Annotated in this window: 17 protein-coding genes; 1 reads left to right on the plus strand and 16 read right to left on the minus strand. The window is 59.4% G+C overall.

The features are described from left to right. Position 1 precedes the first annotated feature (1 nt). From pal to KVG91_RS07060, 14 genes are all read right to left on the minus strand, one after another. Positions 2-502: a peptidoglycan-associated lipoprotein Pal gene (pal, locus tag KVG91_RS06995; protein WP_003209827.1), complete on the minus strand. Its 501-nt coding sequence runs from the start codon at positions 500-502 to the stop codon at positions 2-4. Positions 503-557: 55 nt separating this feature from the next. After that, positions 558-1,838, minus strand: a complete 1,281-nt coding sequence (gene tolB, locus KVG91_RS07000) for a Tol-Pal system beta propeller repeat protein TolB (RefSeq protein WP_178115237.1) — start codon at positions 1,836-1,838, stop codon at positions 558-560. A gap of 17 nt (positions 1,839-1,855) precedes the next feature. Next, a complete protein-coding gene (gene tolA, locus KVG91_RS07005) occupies positions 1,856-2,929 on the minus strand; it encodes a cell envelope integrity protein TolA (RefSeq protein WP_169377929.1) in 1,074 nt (357 codons plus the stop codon). Then, positions 2,929-3,381, minus strand: a complete 453-nt coding sequence (gene tolR, locus KVG91_RS07010; protein ID WP_161630238.1) for a protein TolR — start codon at positions 3,379-3,381, stop codon at positions 2,929-2,931. The genes tolA and tolR overlap by 1 nt, the downstream gene beginning before the upstream one ends. Positions 3,382-3,404: 23 nt before the next feature. Next, positions 3,405-4,100: a protein TolQ gene (gene tolQ, locus KVG91_RS07015; protein ID WP_076949746.1), complete on the minus strand. Its 696-nt coding sequence runs from the start codon at positions 4,098-4,100 to the stop codon at positions 3,405-3,407. A 1-nt stretch (position 4,101) separates the two neighbouring features. Beyond that, positions 4,102-4,557, minus strand: a complete 456-nt coding sequence (gene ybgC / locus KVG91_RS07020) for a tol-pal system-associated acyl-CoA thioesterase (RefSeq protein ID WP_076949747.1) — start codon at positions 4,555-4,557, stop codon at positions 4,102-4,104. A gap of 139 nt (positions 4,558-4,696) precedes the next feature. Further along, a complete protein-coding gene (gene ruvB / locus KVG91_RS07025) occupies positions 4,697-5,755 on the minus strand; it encodes a Holliday junction branch migration DNA helicase RuvB (protein ID WP_015885611.1) in 1,059 nt (352 codons plus the stop codon). Further along, positions 5,756-6,367 (minus strand): Holliday junction branch migration protein RuvA, encoded by a 612-nt coding sequence (gene ruvA, locus KVG91_RS07030; protein WP_003175802.1) that lies wholly within the window; start codon positions 6,365-6,367, stop codon positions 5,756-5,758. It abuts the gene before it with no gap. A gap of 66 nt (positions 6,368-6,433) precedes the next feature. Further along, on the minus strand, positions 6,434-6,958 hold the full coding sequence (gene ruvC, locus KVG91_RS07035) for a crossover junction endodeoxyribonuclease RuvC (protein ID WP_169377930.1): 525 nt from the start codon (positions 6,956-6,958) through the stop codon (positions 6,434-6,436). 140 nt (positions 6,959-7,098) lie between these two features. Then, positions 7,099-7,845: a YebC/PmpR family DNA-binding transcriptional regulator gene (locus KVG91_RS07040; protein ID WP_169377931.1), complete on the minus strand. Its 747-nt coding sequence runs from the start codon at positions 7,843-7,845 to the stop codon at positions 7,099-7,101. A gap of 133 nt (positions 7,846-7,978) precedes the next feature. Next, entirely contained in the window at positions 7,979-9,754 is a 1,776-nt protein-coding gene (gene aspS, locus KVG91_RS07045; protein WP_076949750.1) for an aspartate--tRNA ligase, read from the minus strand. Between the two features lie 108 nt (positions 9,755-9,862). Continuing rightward, a complete protein-coding gene (locus KVG91_RS07050) occupies positions 9,863-10,084 on the minus strand; it encodes an FmdB family zinc ribbon protein (RefSeq protein WP_016975453.1) in 222 nt (73 codons plus the stop codon). Between the two features lie 166 nt (positions 10,085-10,250). Continuing rightward, the gene (locus tag KVG91_RS07055; RefSeq protein ID WP_169377932.1) at positions 10,251-10,607 is read right to left on the minus strand and encodes a ribbon-helix-helix domain-containing protein; all 357 of its coding nucleotides are present in this window, start codon (positions 10,605-10,607) and stop codon (positions 10,251-10,253) included. Positions 10,608-10,787: 180 nt separating this feature from the next. Beyond that, complete coding sequence (locus KVG91_RS07060; RefSeq protein ID WP_076949752.1) at positions 10,788-11,261, minus strand: Dps family protein; 474 nt, start codon at positions 11,259-11,261, stop codon at positions 10,788-10,790. 392 nt (positions 11,262-11,653) lie between these two features. Here KVG91_RS07060 and KVG91_RS27880 point away from each other — a divergent pair, with 392 nt between their 5' ends. Continuing rightward, the gene (locus KVG91_RS27880) at positions 11,654-12,256 is read left to right on the plus strand and encodes a cold-shock protein (protein ID WP_169377933.1); all 603 of its coding nucleotides are present in this window, start codon (positions 11,654-11,656) and stop codon (positions 12,254-12,256) included. A gap of 76 nt (positions 12,257-12,332) precedes the next feature. On the opposite strand, the gene KVG91_RS07070 is transcribed toward KVG91_RS27880, so the two are convergent. Then, complete coding sequence (locus KVG91_RS07070) at positions 12,333-12,539, minus strand: SlyX family protein (RefSeq protein WP_076949754.1); 207 nt, start codon at positions 12,537-12,539, stop codon at positions 12,333-12,335. Positions 12,540-12,542: 3 nt separating this feature from the next. Continuing rightward, complete coding sequence (locus KVG91_RS07075; RefSeq protein WP_169377934.1) at positions 12,543-12,968, minus strand: HIT domain-containing protein; 426 nt, start codon at positions 12,966-12,968, stop codon at positions 12,543-12,545. Between the last annotated feature and the right edge of the window lie 195 nt (positions 12,969-13,163).

The raw sequence follows: 13,163 nt of genomic DNA on the forward strand, positions 1-13,163 counted from the left end.
ATTACTTACGCAGTTCGACGCGACGGTTTTGAGCCCAGGACTGCTCGTCGTGGCCAGTAGCAACTGGACGCTCTTTACCGTAGGAAACCAGTTCCAGTTGGCCTGGAGCAACACCTTGCAGTACCAGGTAGCGCTGAACGGCTTTCGCACGACGCTCGCCCAGTGCCATGTTGTACTCACGAGTACCACGTTCGTCGGTGTTACCTTCCAGAACAACGCGAGCGCCGTTAGCTTTCAGGTCCTTCGCGTGAACGTCCAGAGCGCGCATGGCTTCTGGTTTCAGGTCCGAACTGTCGTATTCGAAGTAGAAAGTGGTGATAGCGCGCAGAGCAGCTTCTTCGCTCAGGGAGCCGTCAACCGCACCAGTGTTAGCGCCGTAACCAGCGTTTGGATCAACAGCTGCGCCTTCACCGGCATTGTCGCCGCCTTTAGACGAGCAACCAACGGCTACGGACAGAGCCAGAGCCAGAGCAGCAAACTTACCAAACTTCAGCATTTCCATCGTGAAACTCCTAATGAACCCCAGTGTGTTAAGTACTTCTTTTTGTAGCGCCGCGTCAGTTCAGGTAAGGGGACCAGGATGGTTCTCTGACTTCGCCTTGTGCGGTAGGAAGTGGGAGCCTTACGCGTCCATTGATGGACACGAGCATCAAGACTCCCCGGCCCTGCTGGCGGGTGGCGTAGATTACCATGGTGCCGTTGGGCGCAACAGTAGCTGACTCATCAAGGTTGGTATCTGTAAGGATTTTTACGGTTCCGCGCTGCAAATCCTGGGCCGCAACCCGGAAATTAGTGAAACCATCCTGACGGTGAATCATCACCAACGTCTTTTCATCAGCCGAAAGCTTCGGATTGGCGTTGTAGTTGCCAATAAACGTCACGCGTTCTGCACCACCACCGCCTACGTTCGCCTTATAGACCTGTGGCTTGCCGCCACGGTCGGACGTGAAGTAGATGGTCGAACCGTCTTTACCCCAGAACGGTTCGGTATTGATGCCCGGGCCGCTGGTGACGCGGCTGATCTGGCGCGAAGCCATGTTCATCACGTAGATGTCCGGGTTGCCGTCCTTGGACAGCACGAATGCCAGGCGCGAACCATCCGGCGACCAGGCAGGCGCGCCGTTGAGGCCTTCGAAGTTGGTGATCTGCTCACGACGGCCCGTATCGATGTGCTGGACGAAGATGCGCGGACGACGCTGCTCGAACGACACGTAGGCGATACGCTTGCCGTCCGGCGCAAAGCGCGGCGACAGGATGGGCTCACGCGATTGCAGCAACGTCACCGCACGCGCACCGTCGTAATCCGAGCGCTGCAGCGTGTAGCGGGTGTTGTCTACCGAGAAACGCTCAGCCGTCACATACAGCAGACGCGTCGAGAAAGCACCCTTGATACCGGTGAGCTTTTCAAACGACTGGTCCGAAATATAGTGAGCCATGTCCCGCAGTTGTTCGGCGGTGCCGGAGACACTGCCGGTCAAGACCTGCTGTTCGGTGGCCACGTTGAACAAAGTGTAGGTGATCTGCAGGCGACCGCCGGCCGGCGTGATGTTGCCGACCATCAGGTACTGCGCGCCCACCGCTTTCCAGTCACGGAACACGACTTCGCTGGCCTGGTTCGGCTGGCTGATCATGTTGCCTTTCGGAATCGGTGCGTAGTAACCGGAGTTGCGCAGGTCGTCGCTGACGATCTGCGCCATGTCGTCCGGCAGCACGCTGCCGCCCTGCCAGCCGAACGGCACTACCGCGATCGGGGTGGCCCGATCGCTGCCGCTGGTGACCAGGATGTTCTTTTCATCCGCCGCCGCTATCCCTGCCATACAGCAAATAACGACAAGCATTCCTCGAAGAAGGTTTCTCACAAGGCTAGATCCTCAGGTGTGAATGTCATCTTGAATGAACGATAGGGAGCGAAGTCGCTTGGTTTCATTCCCTGCATCTCGGTCAACCGGCCAATGTTCTTGACCGCTGCAACCGCCGAACTGTCGAACGAACCGTCACCACTGGACTTGGCCACGCTGACCGAAGTCACCGTACCGTCCGGCAACATGCCGATCTGCAGCACTACTGTCATGCCTTTGCGTGCCGAAGGTGGACGTGTCCAACCTTCCGCTGCCCGCGCCCGAATAAGGTCGTCGAAACTGCCCGCGACTTCATCACCCTGCTCATCGGCCAAGGCTTGCTGACGCTGCGGCGTGTCGGAAAGCAAATCAGCCAAGGCCTGGGCCTTTTTCTCTTCGGCGGATTTGCGCGCTGCTTCCTGGGCCTTTTTCTTGGAGGCGTCGGCGGCAGCTTTCTTCTTCGCGTCGTCGGCGATTTTCTTCTTCGCCTCGTCTGCTTCAGCTTTTTTCTTGGCGTCTTCGGCGGCTTTCTTCTTCGCGTCTTCGACTATTTTCTTCTTGGCGTCTTCAGCGGCCTTTTTCTTGGCCTCTTCTTCGGCAGCTTTCTTGGCTTCTTCTTCAGATTTCTTCTTGGCTATATCCGCCAATTGTTTCTCTTCGGCTTTTTTGGCTTCGGCAGCCTTCTCGGACTTCTTGGCTTCATCAGCCTTTTTCGCCTCGTCGGCCTTCTTGGCTTCGTCTGCCTTTTTCGATTCCTCGGCCTTTTGAGCCGCCTCTTCTTTCTTTTGTTCCGCAGCAGCCTTCACCGCTTCCTGCTCGACCTTCTTCTGTTCCATCTGTTCGACTTCAGTCTGGCGCGCAGCCGACTTCTGGGCCTCACCCGCAATCTTCTGATTGGTCTGGGTGGTGGCCTGACTTTTCGATTTCAGCTGATACAGGGTCGCCTGCACGATCGGCTTGGCTGGCGGCAGGTCCGGGGTCATGGCAAAGCTGACGAACAGCATGCCAAACACCAGGACGTGCAGGGCAATTGCCCAGACGCTAGGCCAGAAGAAGCTTTCCGAGGCGGACGGCTCTCGCTGTTGCTGCATCAGGGCGCCTCGGTAATCAGGCCAACGTTACCCACGCCGGCCTTCTGCAGTCCGCCCATGGCGCCCATGACGGAACCGTAGTCGACCACTTTGTCGCCGCGAATGAACACCTGGGTGTGCTTGCCGCCTTCATTGCCGGAGCGGATGATCTTGGTCACCGCATCGGTCATCTGCGGCAAGGTCATGGCCTTGTCCTGCTGTTTCTGGGTATCGACTTCGCTGCCAAGGTTCCAGTAATAGGTCTTGTCAGCCTTGATCGAAATGGTCAGGACCTGGGTGTTGTTGTCCTGCGGCAAGGCTTCGCTGGAAACCTTGGGCAGATCAACTTTCACGCCCTGATTGAGCATCGGCGCGGTCACCATGAAGATGACAAGCAGCACCAACATCACGTCGATGTAGGGCACTACGTTCATCTCGGCGACCGGCTTGCGCTTTTTGCGAGCTCGAGCGATTAAAGCCATTGGGAATTACCTGCTTATTCTTCGCTGGTGTGCACTTTACGGTGCAGGATCGCCTGGAATTCGTCGGCGAAGGTGTAGTAACGGCTGATCAACGTTTCGCTGGTTGCGGCAAAACGGTTGTAGGCAATTACTGCGGGGATAGCAGCGAACAAGCCGATCGCGGTGGCGATAAGGGCTTCGGCAATACCCGGGGCCACGGTGGCCAGGGTGGCTTGCTGGGCCTGGGCCAGGCCACGGAAGGAGTTCATGATCCCCCACACGGTACCGAACAGGCCGATGTACGGGCTCACGGAACCAACGGTGGCGAGGAACGGCAAGCTTTGCTCAAGCTTCTCTTCTTCGCGGGAAATGGCGACGCGCATGGCACGGGCCACACCTTCCATCACCGCTTCCGGATCAACGCCTGGCTGCTGACGCAGACGGGAGAACTCCTTGAAGCCGGCACGGAAGATCTGCTCGACGCCCGAATCCGGGTCGGGGTTGCTGCCGGCCTGGCGATACAGCTTAGACAGGTCGATACCCGACCAGAAGCGCTCTTCAAAGCTCTCCAGGGCACGTCGACCGGCACGCAGCAGGTTGCTGCGCTGAAAAATCATGACCCAAGAGGTAACCGATGCGGCTACCAGGGTCAGCATCACCAGTTGAACCACGATACTGGCATTGCTGACCAGGCTCCACATGGAGGAATGGTCGACGACGGTAGGTTCCACGCTAAATCTCCTGCTTTGATTGTTTACCCGCGCCGCTTACGTCGGCAAAGGCCGCACGTAAAGCTTCGGGAATGGCCCGGGGCTTCAAACTATTGGCGCGCACACAGGCCACCAGGAACTGCCCCTCACAGAGCAGCGTTGCATCCGTTGCCCGCCTGACCTGCTGCTTGAAACGCAGGCTGACACGGTTCAATTCGATTACTTCAGCGCTGACCAACAGTTCGTCGTCCAGCCGCGCCGGCGCGTGATACCGCGCCTCGCTGGAGTGCACGACGAATAACAGGTCCTCCCCTGCAAGCTCGGATTGGGCAAAGCCCAGTTCCCGTAGCCGCTCGGTTCGAGCCCGCTCCATGAACTTGAGGTAATTGACGTAATACACGATGCCGCCGGCATCGGTGTCCTCGTAATAAACGCGACAGCGATGTGCGAACGACTGATCCCCGTTTTGCGCGCGCATACTCTAGTGCTTACTCCTCAGGTTGCCAATCCGGCTGGGCAACTGTTTTTTCATTGTCTGAAACAAATTCAGTGACTGAATGACGACACCAGGCACTAGGACAGCACAAACATCGAATAAATCGTCTTGCGTGAAGCTATTAATCGTCCACTGCATCGAGGAATTCGTCTACCACGGGCATCTCGCCCAATCGTGACGGGATATTTAACCCGAAGTGCAGGTAGGCATGGCGCGTGACCACCCGGCCCCTGGGGGTACGCATGATGTAGCCCTGCTGGATCAGGTACGGCTCCAGCACATCCTCGATGGTATGGCGTTCTTCGCTGATGGCCGCCGCCAGGCTGTCGACGCCCACAGGGCCGCCGTCGAACTTCTCGATCATGGTCAAGAGCAGGCGCCGATCCTGGTGATCGAAGCCATGCTCGTCCACATCCAGCAGGTTCAAGGCCAGGTCGGCCACGGCCTTGGTGATATGCCCCTTGGCCCGCACTTCGGCGAAGTCGCGCACGCGCCGCAGCAAGCGGTTGGCGATCCGAGGCGTACCGCGGGCGCGACGGGCAATTTCAAACGCGCCTTCCGGGTCCAGGGGCAAGCCGAGAATGCCCGCCGAACGACTGACGATGGTCGCAAGGTCTGCCGTGCTATAGAACTCCAGACGTTGAACAATGCCGAAACGGTCTCGCAGCGGGTTGGTCAACATGCCCGCGCGGGTCGTGGCGCCCACCAACGTGAACGGCGGCAGGTCGAGCTTGATCGAGCGGGCCGCCGGGCCTTCGCCGATCATGATGTCGAGCTGGAAGTCTTCCATCGCCGGGTACAGCACTTCCTCGACGATCGGCGAGAGCCGGTGGATCTCATCGATGAACAGCACGTCGTGGGGTTCAAGGTTGGTCAGCAACGCCGCCAAGTCGCCGGGGCGCTCCAGCACCGGCCCGGAGGTGGACTTGATCGACACGCCCATTTCCTGGGCGATGATGTTGGCCAGGGTAGTCTTGCCCAAGCCCGGCGGGCCGAAGATCAGCGTGTGATCCAGGGACTCGCTGCGCCCGCGCGCGGCCTGGATGAACAACTCCATCTGCTCACGCACGGTGGGCTGGCCGATGTAGTCGGCCAGGCTCAGGGGCCGGATGGCGCGGTCCTGGACTTCTTCACGGTCGCGCGGGCCGGTGGCCGCGATCAGACGATCTGCTTCAATCACTTAAATCATTCCCTTCAGGGCGCGGCGGATCATGTCTTCACTGCTCAGGTTCTTGTCTTTGATGGCGGATACGGCCTTGCTGGCTTCCTGCGGCTTGTAGCCCAGGGAGATCAACGCGCTGACCGCATCGCTTTCGGCGCTGGCGACCTGGCCCGCCGGCATATCCGGCTGGTTCGGCACCAGGGCAAACATGCTCGGCACCACTTCCCAGGCCTTGAAGCGGTCTTTGAGCTCCACCAGCAGGCGTTCGGCGGTCTTCTTGCCCACGCCCGGCACCTTGGTCAACGCCGAGGTGTCCTGGGCCGACACGGCACGCACCAGCTCATCCACTTCCAGGCTCGACATCAACGCCAGGGCCAGTTTCGGCCCCACGCCATTGAGGCGGATCAATTCGCGGAAGAAATCGCGGTCGCGCTTGCCAATGAAGCCATAGAGTAACTGAGCGTCTTCACGCACCACCAAGTGGGTGTGCAGCGTGATCGGCTCGCCGACCGACGGTAGCCGATACAGCGTCGTCATGGGCACTTCCAGCTCATACCCCAACCCATTTACATCCAGAATCAGGTGCGGCGGCTGTTTTTCAGCCAGGGTGCCGCGCAAGCGTCCAATCACGGTTCAGATCCTTAAAGCTTGGGGCCAGAGCATGCCTGACCGGAAATAACGATTGCGCTGATGCTATCAGAGACGCAGGCGCCCGCCACGACTGCGTGCCGTGCCGAGGCCATGGGGCAGCAGGCTGGAACGGGTGTGCGCATGGCAAATGGCGATGGCCAGGGCGTCGGAGGCGTCGATCTGCGGTTTTGACGTGAGCTTGAGCATGTGCATGACCATCATCTGCACCTGCTCTTTATTCGCCGCCCCGGTACCGACCACGGCCTGCTTGACCTGGGTCGCGGTATATTCGGCGATCTCCATGCCCTCCTCCGCGCCGGCAACGATGGCGGCGCCACGGGCCTGGCCCAGCTTCAAGGCGGAGTCGGCATTCTTGGCCATGAACACTTTTTCGATGCCCATGGTGATTGGCCCATAGGTCTGGATCACTTCACGCACGCCGCGATAAACGATCTGCAGGCGCTCGGACAATTCGCCCGCGCCGGTGCGAATGCAACCCGAGGCGACATAGATGCAGCCGCGCGGGGTCTGTTGCACCACGCCAAAACCGGTGATGCGCGAGCCGGGGTCGATACCTAGGATTAAAGTCATAACGCCTGCAAGATGGTGGGGACACATAAAAGCCTGTGGGAGCTGGCTTGCCTGCGATAGTGGTGTGTCAGTGAAAACATCTATTTCTGATACACCGCTATCGCAGGCAAGCCAGCTCCCACATTGGATCTCTATCGCGCTTAAGAGAGTTGTTCGGCTACGGATTCCGGGATATCGGCGTTCGAATAAACGTTTTGCACATCATCCAGGTCTTCAAGCATATCCAGCAGCTTCAGCACCTTCTGCGCACCGTCCAGGTCCAATTCGGCGCTGGTGGTCGGCAGCATCACGATTTCCGCATCGGTGCCCTTGAAACCAGCAGCCTCCAGTGCGTTACGCACGGCATAGAAGCTGGCGAACGAGGTAAACACATCGATGGAGCCGTCTTCGTTGGTCACCACGTCGTCGGCATCGGCCTCCATCGCCGCTTCCATCAGCGCGTCTTCATCGGTGCCCGGCGCGAAGGAGATCTGCCCCTTGCGCTCGAACAGATAGGCCACCGAACCATCGGTGCCGAGGTTGCCGCCACACTTGCTGAACGCATGGCGAACGGCTGCTGCGGTGCGGTTGCGGTTGTCGGTCATGCATTCGACCATTACCGCCACGCCGCCCGGGCCGTAGCCTTCGTAGGTCAGCTCGACCATGTCGTCGGTGTCGGCCGCGCCGGCACCACGGGCCACGGCGCGATCGATGATGTCGCGGCTCATGTTGGCCCCGAGGGCCTTGTCCAGCGCCAGACGCAGACGCGGGTTGGAACCCGGGTCACCACCGCCCTGGCGGGCTGCCACGGTCAGCTCGCGGATCCACTTGGTGAAGATCTTGCCTTTCTTGGCATCCTGACGCTCTTTGCGGTGCTTGATGTTCGCCCACTTGGAATGGCCAGCCATTACACAACTCCGAATTCTGTAGAAACCGTATCAATCCCGCCGAGCGGGATTTCCCTCTTTTAAACGCAAAGGCGCATCCGAAGATGCGCCTTGTTGACTGCGTACAACCTTATCGCGCTTTCACGCCGCAGCCTTACTCAGCCTTCGGCGTTTCGCGCAGGCGGATGTGCAGTTCGCGCAAGGCCTTGGCATCCACCACACCTGGCGCCTGGGTCATGACGTCCGCAGCGCTCTGGGTTTTCGGGAAGGCAATCACTTCACGGATCGACTGGGCGCCGGTCATCAGCATCACCAGGCGGTCCAGACCGAACGCCAGGCCACCGTGAGGCGGCGCGCCGTATTTAAGGGCGTCGAGCAGGAAGCCGAATTTCTCTTCCTGTTCCGCTTCGTTGATGCCTAACAGGCGGAACACCGCTTGCTGCATCTCTTTGCGGTGGATACGGATCGAACCGCCACCCAGCTCGGTGCCGTTGAGCACCATGTCGTAGGCACGGGACAGCGCGCCTGCCGGGTTGGCTTCGAGCTCGGCCGGCGAGCACTTCGGCGCCGTGAACGGGTGGTGCAAGGCGCTGAAGCTGCCGTCGTCGTTCTCTTCGAACATCGGGAAGTCGACGACCCACATCGGCGCCCACTCGCAGGTCAGCAGGTTCAGGTCGTGACCGAGCTTGATACGCAGCGCGCCCAGGGCTTCGCTGACAATCTTGGCTTTGTCGGCGCCGAAGAACACGATGTCGCCATCAACCGCACCGACGCGATCGAGGATCGTGTTCAGGTTGGCTTCGGGGATGTTTTTCACGATCGGCGATTGCAGGCCATCAACGCCATTGGCGCGCTCGTTGACCTTGATGTACGCCAGGCCCTTGGCGCCGTAGATGCCGACGAACTTGGTGTAGTCGTCGATCTGCTTGCGCGGCATGCTCGCGCCGCCAGGCACGCGCAGGGCGGCGATGCGGCATTTCGGGTCGTTGGCCGGGCCACTGAACACCTTGAAGTCGACGTCCTTGAGCTGGTCGGCCACGTCCACCAGTTCCAGCGGGTTACGCAGGTCTGGTTTGTCGGAACCGTAGCGGCGCATGGCTTCTTCGAAGGTCATGTGCGGGAAGTCGCCGAACTCCAGGTCCAGCACTTCCTTGAACAGGTTGCGGATCATTTTCTCGGTGAGGCCCATGATCTCTTTTTCATCGAGGAAGCTGGTCTCGATGTCGATCTGGGTGAATTCCGGCTGGCGGTCGGCGCGCAGGTCTTCGTCACGGAAGCACTTGGCGATCTGGTAGTAACGGTCGAAACCGGCCACCATCAGCAGTTGCTTGAACAGCTGCGGCGATTGCGGCAAGGCGAAGAAACTGCCTGGGTGGGTACGGCTAGGCACGAGGTAGTCACGCGCGCCTTCCGGAGTGGCTCGGGTCAGGATCGGGGTTTCAACGTCGAGGAAGCCGTTCTCGTCGAGGAAGCGGCGGATGCTGGTGGTCATGCGCGAACGCAGGCGCAGCTTCTCGGCCATTTCCGGACGACGCAGGTCCAGGAAGCGATAGCGCAGGCGGGTTTCTTCGCCCACGTCGGAGTATTCGTTGAGCGGGAACGGCGGGGTTTCCGACTCGTTCAGCACTTCCAGCTCATAGCCCAGTACTTCGATGCCGCCGGACGCCATGTTCTTGTTCACGGCGCCGGCCGGACGCAGGCGTACCTTGCCGGTGATTTTCACCACGTATTCGCTGCGCACGCGGTCGGCGGCGGCGAAGCTTTCGGCGCGGTCCGGATCGAACACTACCTGGGCCAGACCATCACGATCACGGATATCGAGGAAGATCACCCCGCCGTGGTCGCGGCGACGGTGAACCCATCCGCAAAGGGTGATTTCCTGACCTTCCAGGGTCTCGTTCAGTTGGCCGCAATAGTGGCTGCGCATCATGGTCGTGGTTTCACTTCTCGTAATTCGAAATTCGGTGGCAGGCCTGCCGCGTCACCGTACATTAAAGCAGGGGACGGATAATGCAGGAGCCTGCGCGTAGAGTTCAACTCAGTCTGCTTTGTCGCCGCCCGCCAGGTTCTTCTTCGAGCCGGTCTTGAAGTCGGTCTCGTACCAGCCGCTGCCGCTCAGGCGGAAGCCCGGCATGGACAGCATCTTCTTGAGCTGCGGTGCCTGGCAGGCTGGGCAATCGACCAGCGGCGCTGCGCTGATCTTCTGGATGGCTTCCAATTGATGACCACAGGAAGCGCATTGATAGTCGTACATGGGCATGGCGATGTCTCGGCGATCAGATCGTAACTGCGTGCGCCACGCCTGCCCGACGGGTGCGCAGCATGCGTAGCAAAGCGCGGGATTATATCTGGTAAATCGAGGCAGCGCAGCCGGCTTTCTGCCCGGAGCCCGACCCACCCTGGTGGGCGGCCCCGAAGCGCGCTGACTATCCCAGTGACAGTCCCGGTGAACATGAAGGCTCGATACGCCCTTTCAAGGCATGAACCACGCAGACCACCCTGACCAGGCCACTGAAGTTCTTCACGCCGCCATAACGCAAGTGCACTTCCCGATCGACGTACGACAACAACGCACTGACTGAACAGGCATTGATCCTGGCTATTTCCGTGAGGATATTCCAATAGATCTGTTCCAGGCGCAGGCACGTGGAAAACCCGTTGAGCCTCACCGACCGGGACAATGGCTTGGCCAGCCCCATATCGAACCCTTTTGCAAAGGGGTCGTCCTTCACCTTATGAAAACCAACGGTTTCCATCACTCCATTACCCACTCCGCGTGACATACACCTGACACTCCATTGCCAAACAACCGCCCATGGGTCATCCCAGGGACCAATGGCCCTATGAGACAGCAGCAGGAAGCAGGCAGCCAGAAGACGTGGAGTTGAAAGGCGTAGGACAACGCCAGGAAATGCGCGGAAACAAGCGAGCGGCGCCAGGACGGCGCCACTCGGTGCGCACGTTTACTGGTTTTCGAGCAGCGAACGCAGCATCCACGCGGTTTTCTCGTGGACCTGCATACGCTGGGTCAGCAGATCGGCCGTTGGCTCATCGCTGACCTTGTCAAGCAGCGGGAAGATGCCGCGCGCGGTGCGAGTGACCGCTTCCTGGCCTTCGACCAATTGCTTGATCATGTCTTCAGCGCTCGGCACGCCTGGTTCTTCCTTGATCGAGGAAAGGCGAGCATAGATCGAATAGGCACCGGGCGCAGGGAAACCCAGGGCACGGATACGCTCGGCGATGGAGTCCACCGCCAGGGCCAGCTCGTTGTATTGCTCCTCGAACATCAGGTGCAGCGTGCGGAACATGGGGCCCGTAACGTTCCAATGGAAGTTGTGGGTCTTCAGATACAGTACGTAGGTATCGGAGAGCAGTCGTGAAAGCCCGTCGACGATGGATTTACGATCTTCTTCACTGATACCGATATCGATTGCCATGGTTATCCCCTTCAATTGACATGTATGCATTGATCAAGCGCAGGCCACTCTAGCAAGAGTACCGCCGATGCGCAGCCCGGCGCGGCAAATCGTCCCGCCGCGGCCGCTTCTGGCCAAGCAGGCAATCACACTGCACACCGCTTGAAAAGCCTGCACCTGTCTAGGACAAGCGTTTTACGCAGAAATGCCGCGGGCCTTGCAACGCCCCGAAATGCTTGATTTGAGTAGGCACAGCCTTTGCTGTTAAATAGGCGGCGTGTCGTCGCCGTTACGTTCTGCGGCAGCGGCATAGGCTGATACCCCGCGCACGTGCCCAACGCCTCCCATTGTTCAGAAGCGAACCGTGCCAGTCAGCTCTTCCTGGTGATCCATCTTAACGTGAGTTAATCAAAATGTTGAAAATCGTCCACCTGCTAACGGGCGTTGCAGCGTTGCTGCTGTCCTTTATACCGAGCCTGCAACAGGGAAGCCCTCCCTACCTGGAACAACACGACGCTCTGTACCTGGCCTTGTTCGGCCTTCTTAACCTGACGCTGGCACCGGTGATCCCTTACTGGAACAAAGGCACACGTCATCAACTGCAAAACCTGGTCAGCGCGCTGCTGGTGCTGACTGTCGTTGTTCAAACCCTCACCCTCCTGGCACCCATGCCTGAAGTCGGCGGCCACCCGGCCATCCTGCTCAGCCTGGTGATTGCTGTGGTCGCCATCGTTCTTCACCTGGCCATCAGCTTCTACCGTTCGTCACCTGCGGCTTCGTCGCAAAGCTACGACATGACCAACCGGGATACCGGTACCGTCAAGTGGTTCAACACGTCCAAGGGCTTCGGCTTTATTTCCCGCGATTCGGGCGACGATATCTTCGTCCACTTCCGGGCCATCCGCGGCGAAGGCCATCGTGTCCTGGTGGAAGGCCAGCGCGTGGAATTCTCCGTCATGAATCGCGACAAAGGCCTGCAAGCCGAAGACGTGATCGCTGCACTGCCGCGTCGCTGATACCCGCGCTCGCTGCATAAAAAAACCGCGATCCAGCGCTGCTGGGTCGCGGTTTTTTATGCGCGGCTATAAATAGTCAATAGTGAGGCGGCGGGGCTTCTTCTTCAGCCGTTTCGAATTGACCGCCCATTTCTTCCTGGCGCTTGAGCAGCGCAGTCATCTGCAATTGCAGGCGCTCTACCGCACGCTGCTGCGTGACGAGGATGTCATTGAGGGTCTCGATAGTGTCGTCCTGGAAGGCCAGGCGGCTTTCCAGGTCGGTGACGCGGTCTTGCAGGTCCATGATTCAACCCTGGGTAAAAATGAAATCGACGGGCAACAGCTCACGCAGACGGGCGCGAATAGCGGCCACTTGTTCATCCGTATAAGGCTGCGCCGGATGCTTGCCCCATACCGGCGCCGACCAAGCGGCATCGTCGCGCTTGCGCACAATCACATGCACGTGCAACTGGCTGACCACATTGCCCAGGGCGCCAATGTTCATCTTGTCGGCGCCCCAGCCTTCATTGAGCAACTGAGCCAAGGCAGTGGTTTCCTGCCACAAGCGCTGCTGGTCGGTGACATCCAGCTGAAACACTTCGCTGATACCGTTGATACGCGGCACCAGGATGAACCAGGGGTAGTTCGAGTCGTTGGACAGCAGCAGGCGGGACAGGGGGAAGTCCCCAATCGCCAGCGTGTCTTGTTGAAGGCGTTGATCTAAAGCGAACACCGCGGGCACTCCGTTCGGCAGGTCAGGTTCAAGCCTGCAGCATACCTGCGATTGGCAGAGGCTTCACGCAGGCCGATCGCCACTTGGGCAAGGCGCGGCAAAAAAACGCACCATTTCGAGACAAACGAATAGTTCGGCTACGCTCAATCAGCAGACCTAGGGCACTGAGCCGCAGGCTGATCAAAACCATCAGGA

Origin of the sequence: Pseudomonas azadiae (assembly GCF_019145355.1) — a bacterium.
Classification (GTDB): Bacteria; Pseudomonadota; Gammaproteobacteria; order Pseudomonadales; family Pseudomonadaceae; genus Aquipseudomonas; species Aquipseudomonas azadiae.

Excerpts from the sequence above, each read along its gene's own strand:
- pal (WP_003209827.1), bottom strand. The coding sequence starts at position 502 with ATGGAAATGCTGAAGTTTGGTAAGTTTGCTGCTCTGGCTCTGGCTCTG.
- KVG91_RS07055 (WP_169377932.1), bottom strand. The coding sequence starts at position 10,607 with ATGTCACGCGGAGTGGGTAATGGAGTGATGGAAACCGTTGGTTTTCAT.
- KVG91_RS07040 (WP_169377931.1), bottom strand. The coding sequence starts at position 7,845 with ATGGCTGGCCATTCCAAGTGGGCGAACATCAAGCACCGCAAAGAGCGT.
- ybgC (WP_076949747.1), bottom strand. The coding sequence starts at position 4,557 with ATGCGCGCGCAAAACGGGGATCAGTCGTTCGCACATCGCTGTCGCGTT.
- KVG91_RS27880 (WP_169377933.1), top strand. The coding sequence starts at position 11,654 with ATGTTGAAAATCGTCCACCTGCTAACGGGCGTTGCAGCGTTGCTGCTG.
- KVG91_RS07070 (WP_076949754.1), bottom strand. The coding sequence starts at position 12,539 with ATGGACCTGCAAGACCGCGTCACCGACCTGGAAAGCCGCCTGGCCTTC.
- KVG91_RS07050 (WP_016975453.1), bottom strand. The coding sequence starts at position 10,084 with ATGCCCATGTACGACTATCAATGCGCTTCCTGTGGTCATCAATTGGAA.
- tolA (WP_169377929.1), bottom strand. The coding sequence starts at position 2,929 with ATGCAGCAACAGCGAGAGCCGTCCGCCTCGGAAAGCTTCTTCTGGCCT.
- tolB (WP_178115237.1), bottom strand. The coding sequence starts at position 1,838 with ATGCTTGTCGTTATTTGCTGTATGGCAGGGATAGCGGCGGCGGATGAA.
- KVG91_RS07060 (WP_076949752.1), bottom strand. The coding sequence starts at position 11,261 with ATGGCAATCGATATCGGTATCAGTGAAGAAGATCGTAAATCCATCGTC.
- ruvC (WP_169377930.1), bottom strand. The coding sequence starts at position 6,958 with ATGACTTTAATCCTAGGTATCGACCCCGGCTCGCGCATCACCGGTTTT.
- aspS (WP_076949750.1), bottom strand. The coding sequence starts at position 9,754 with ATGATGCGCAGCCACTATTGCGGCCAACTGAACGAGACCCTGGAAGGT.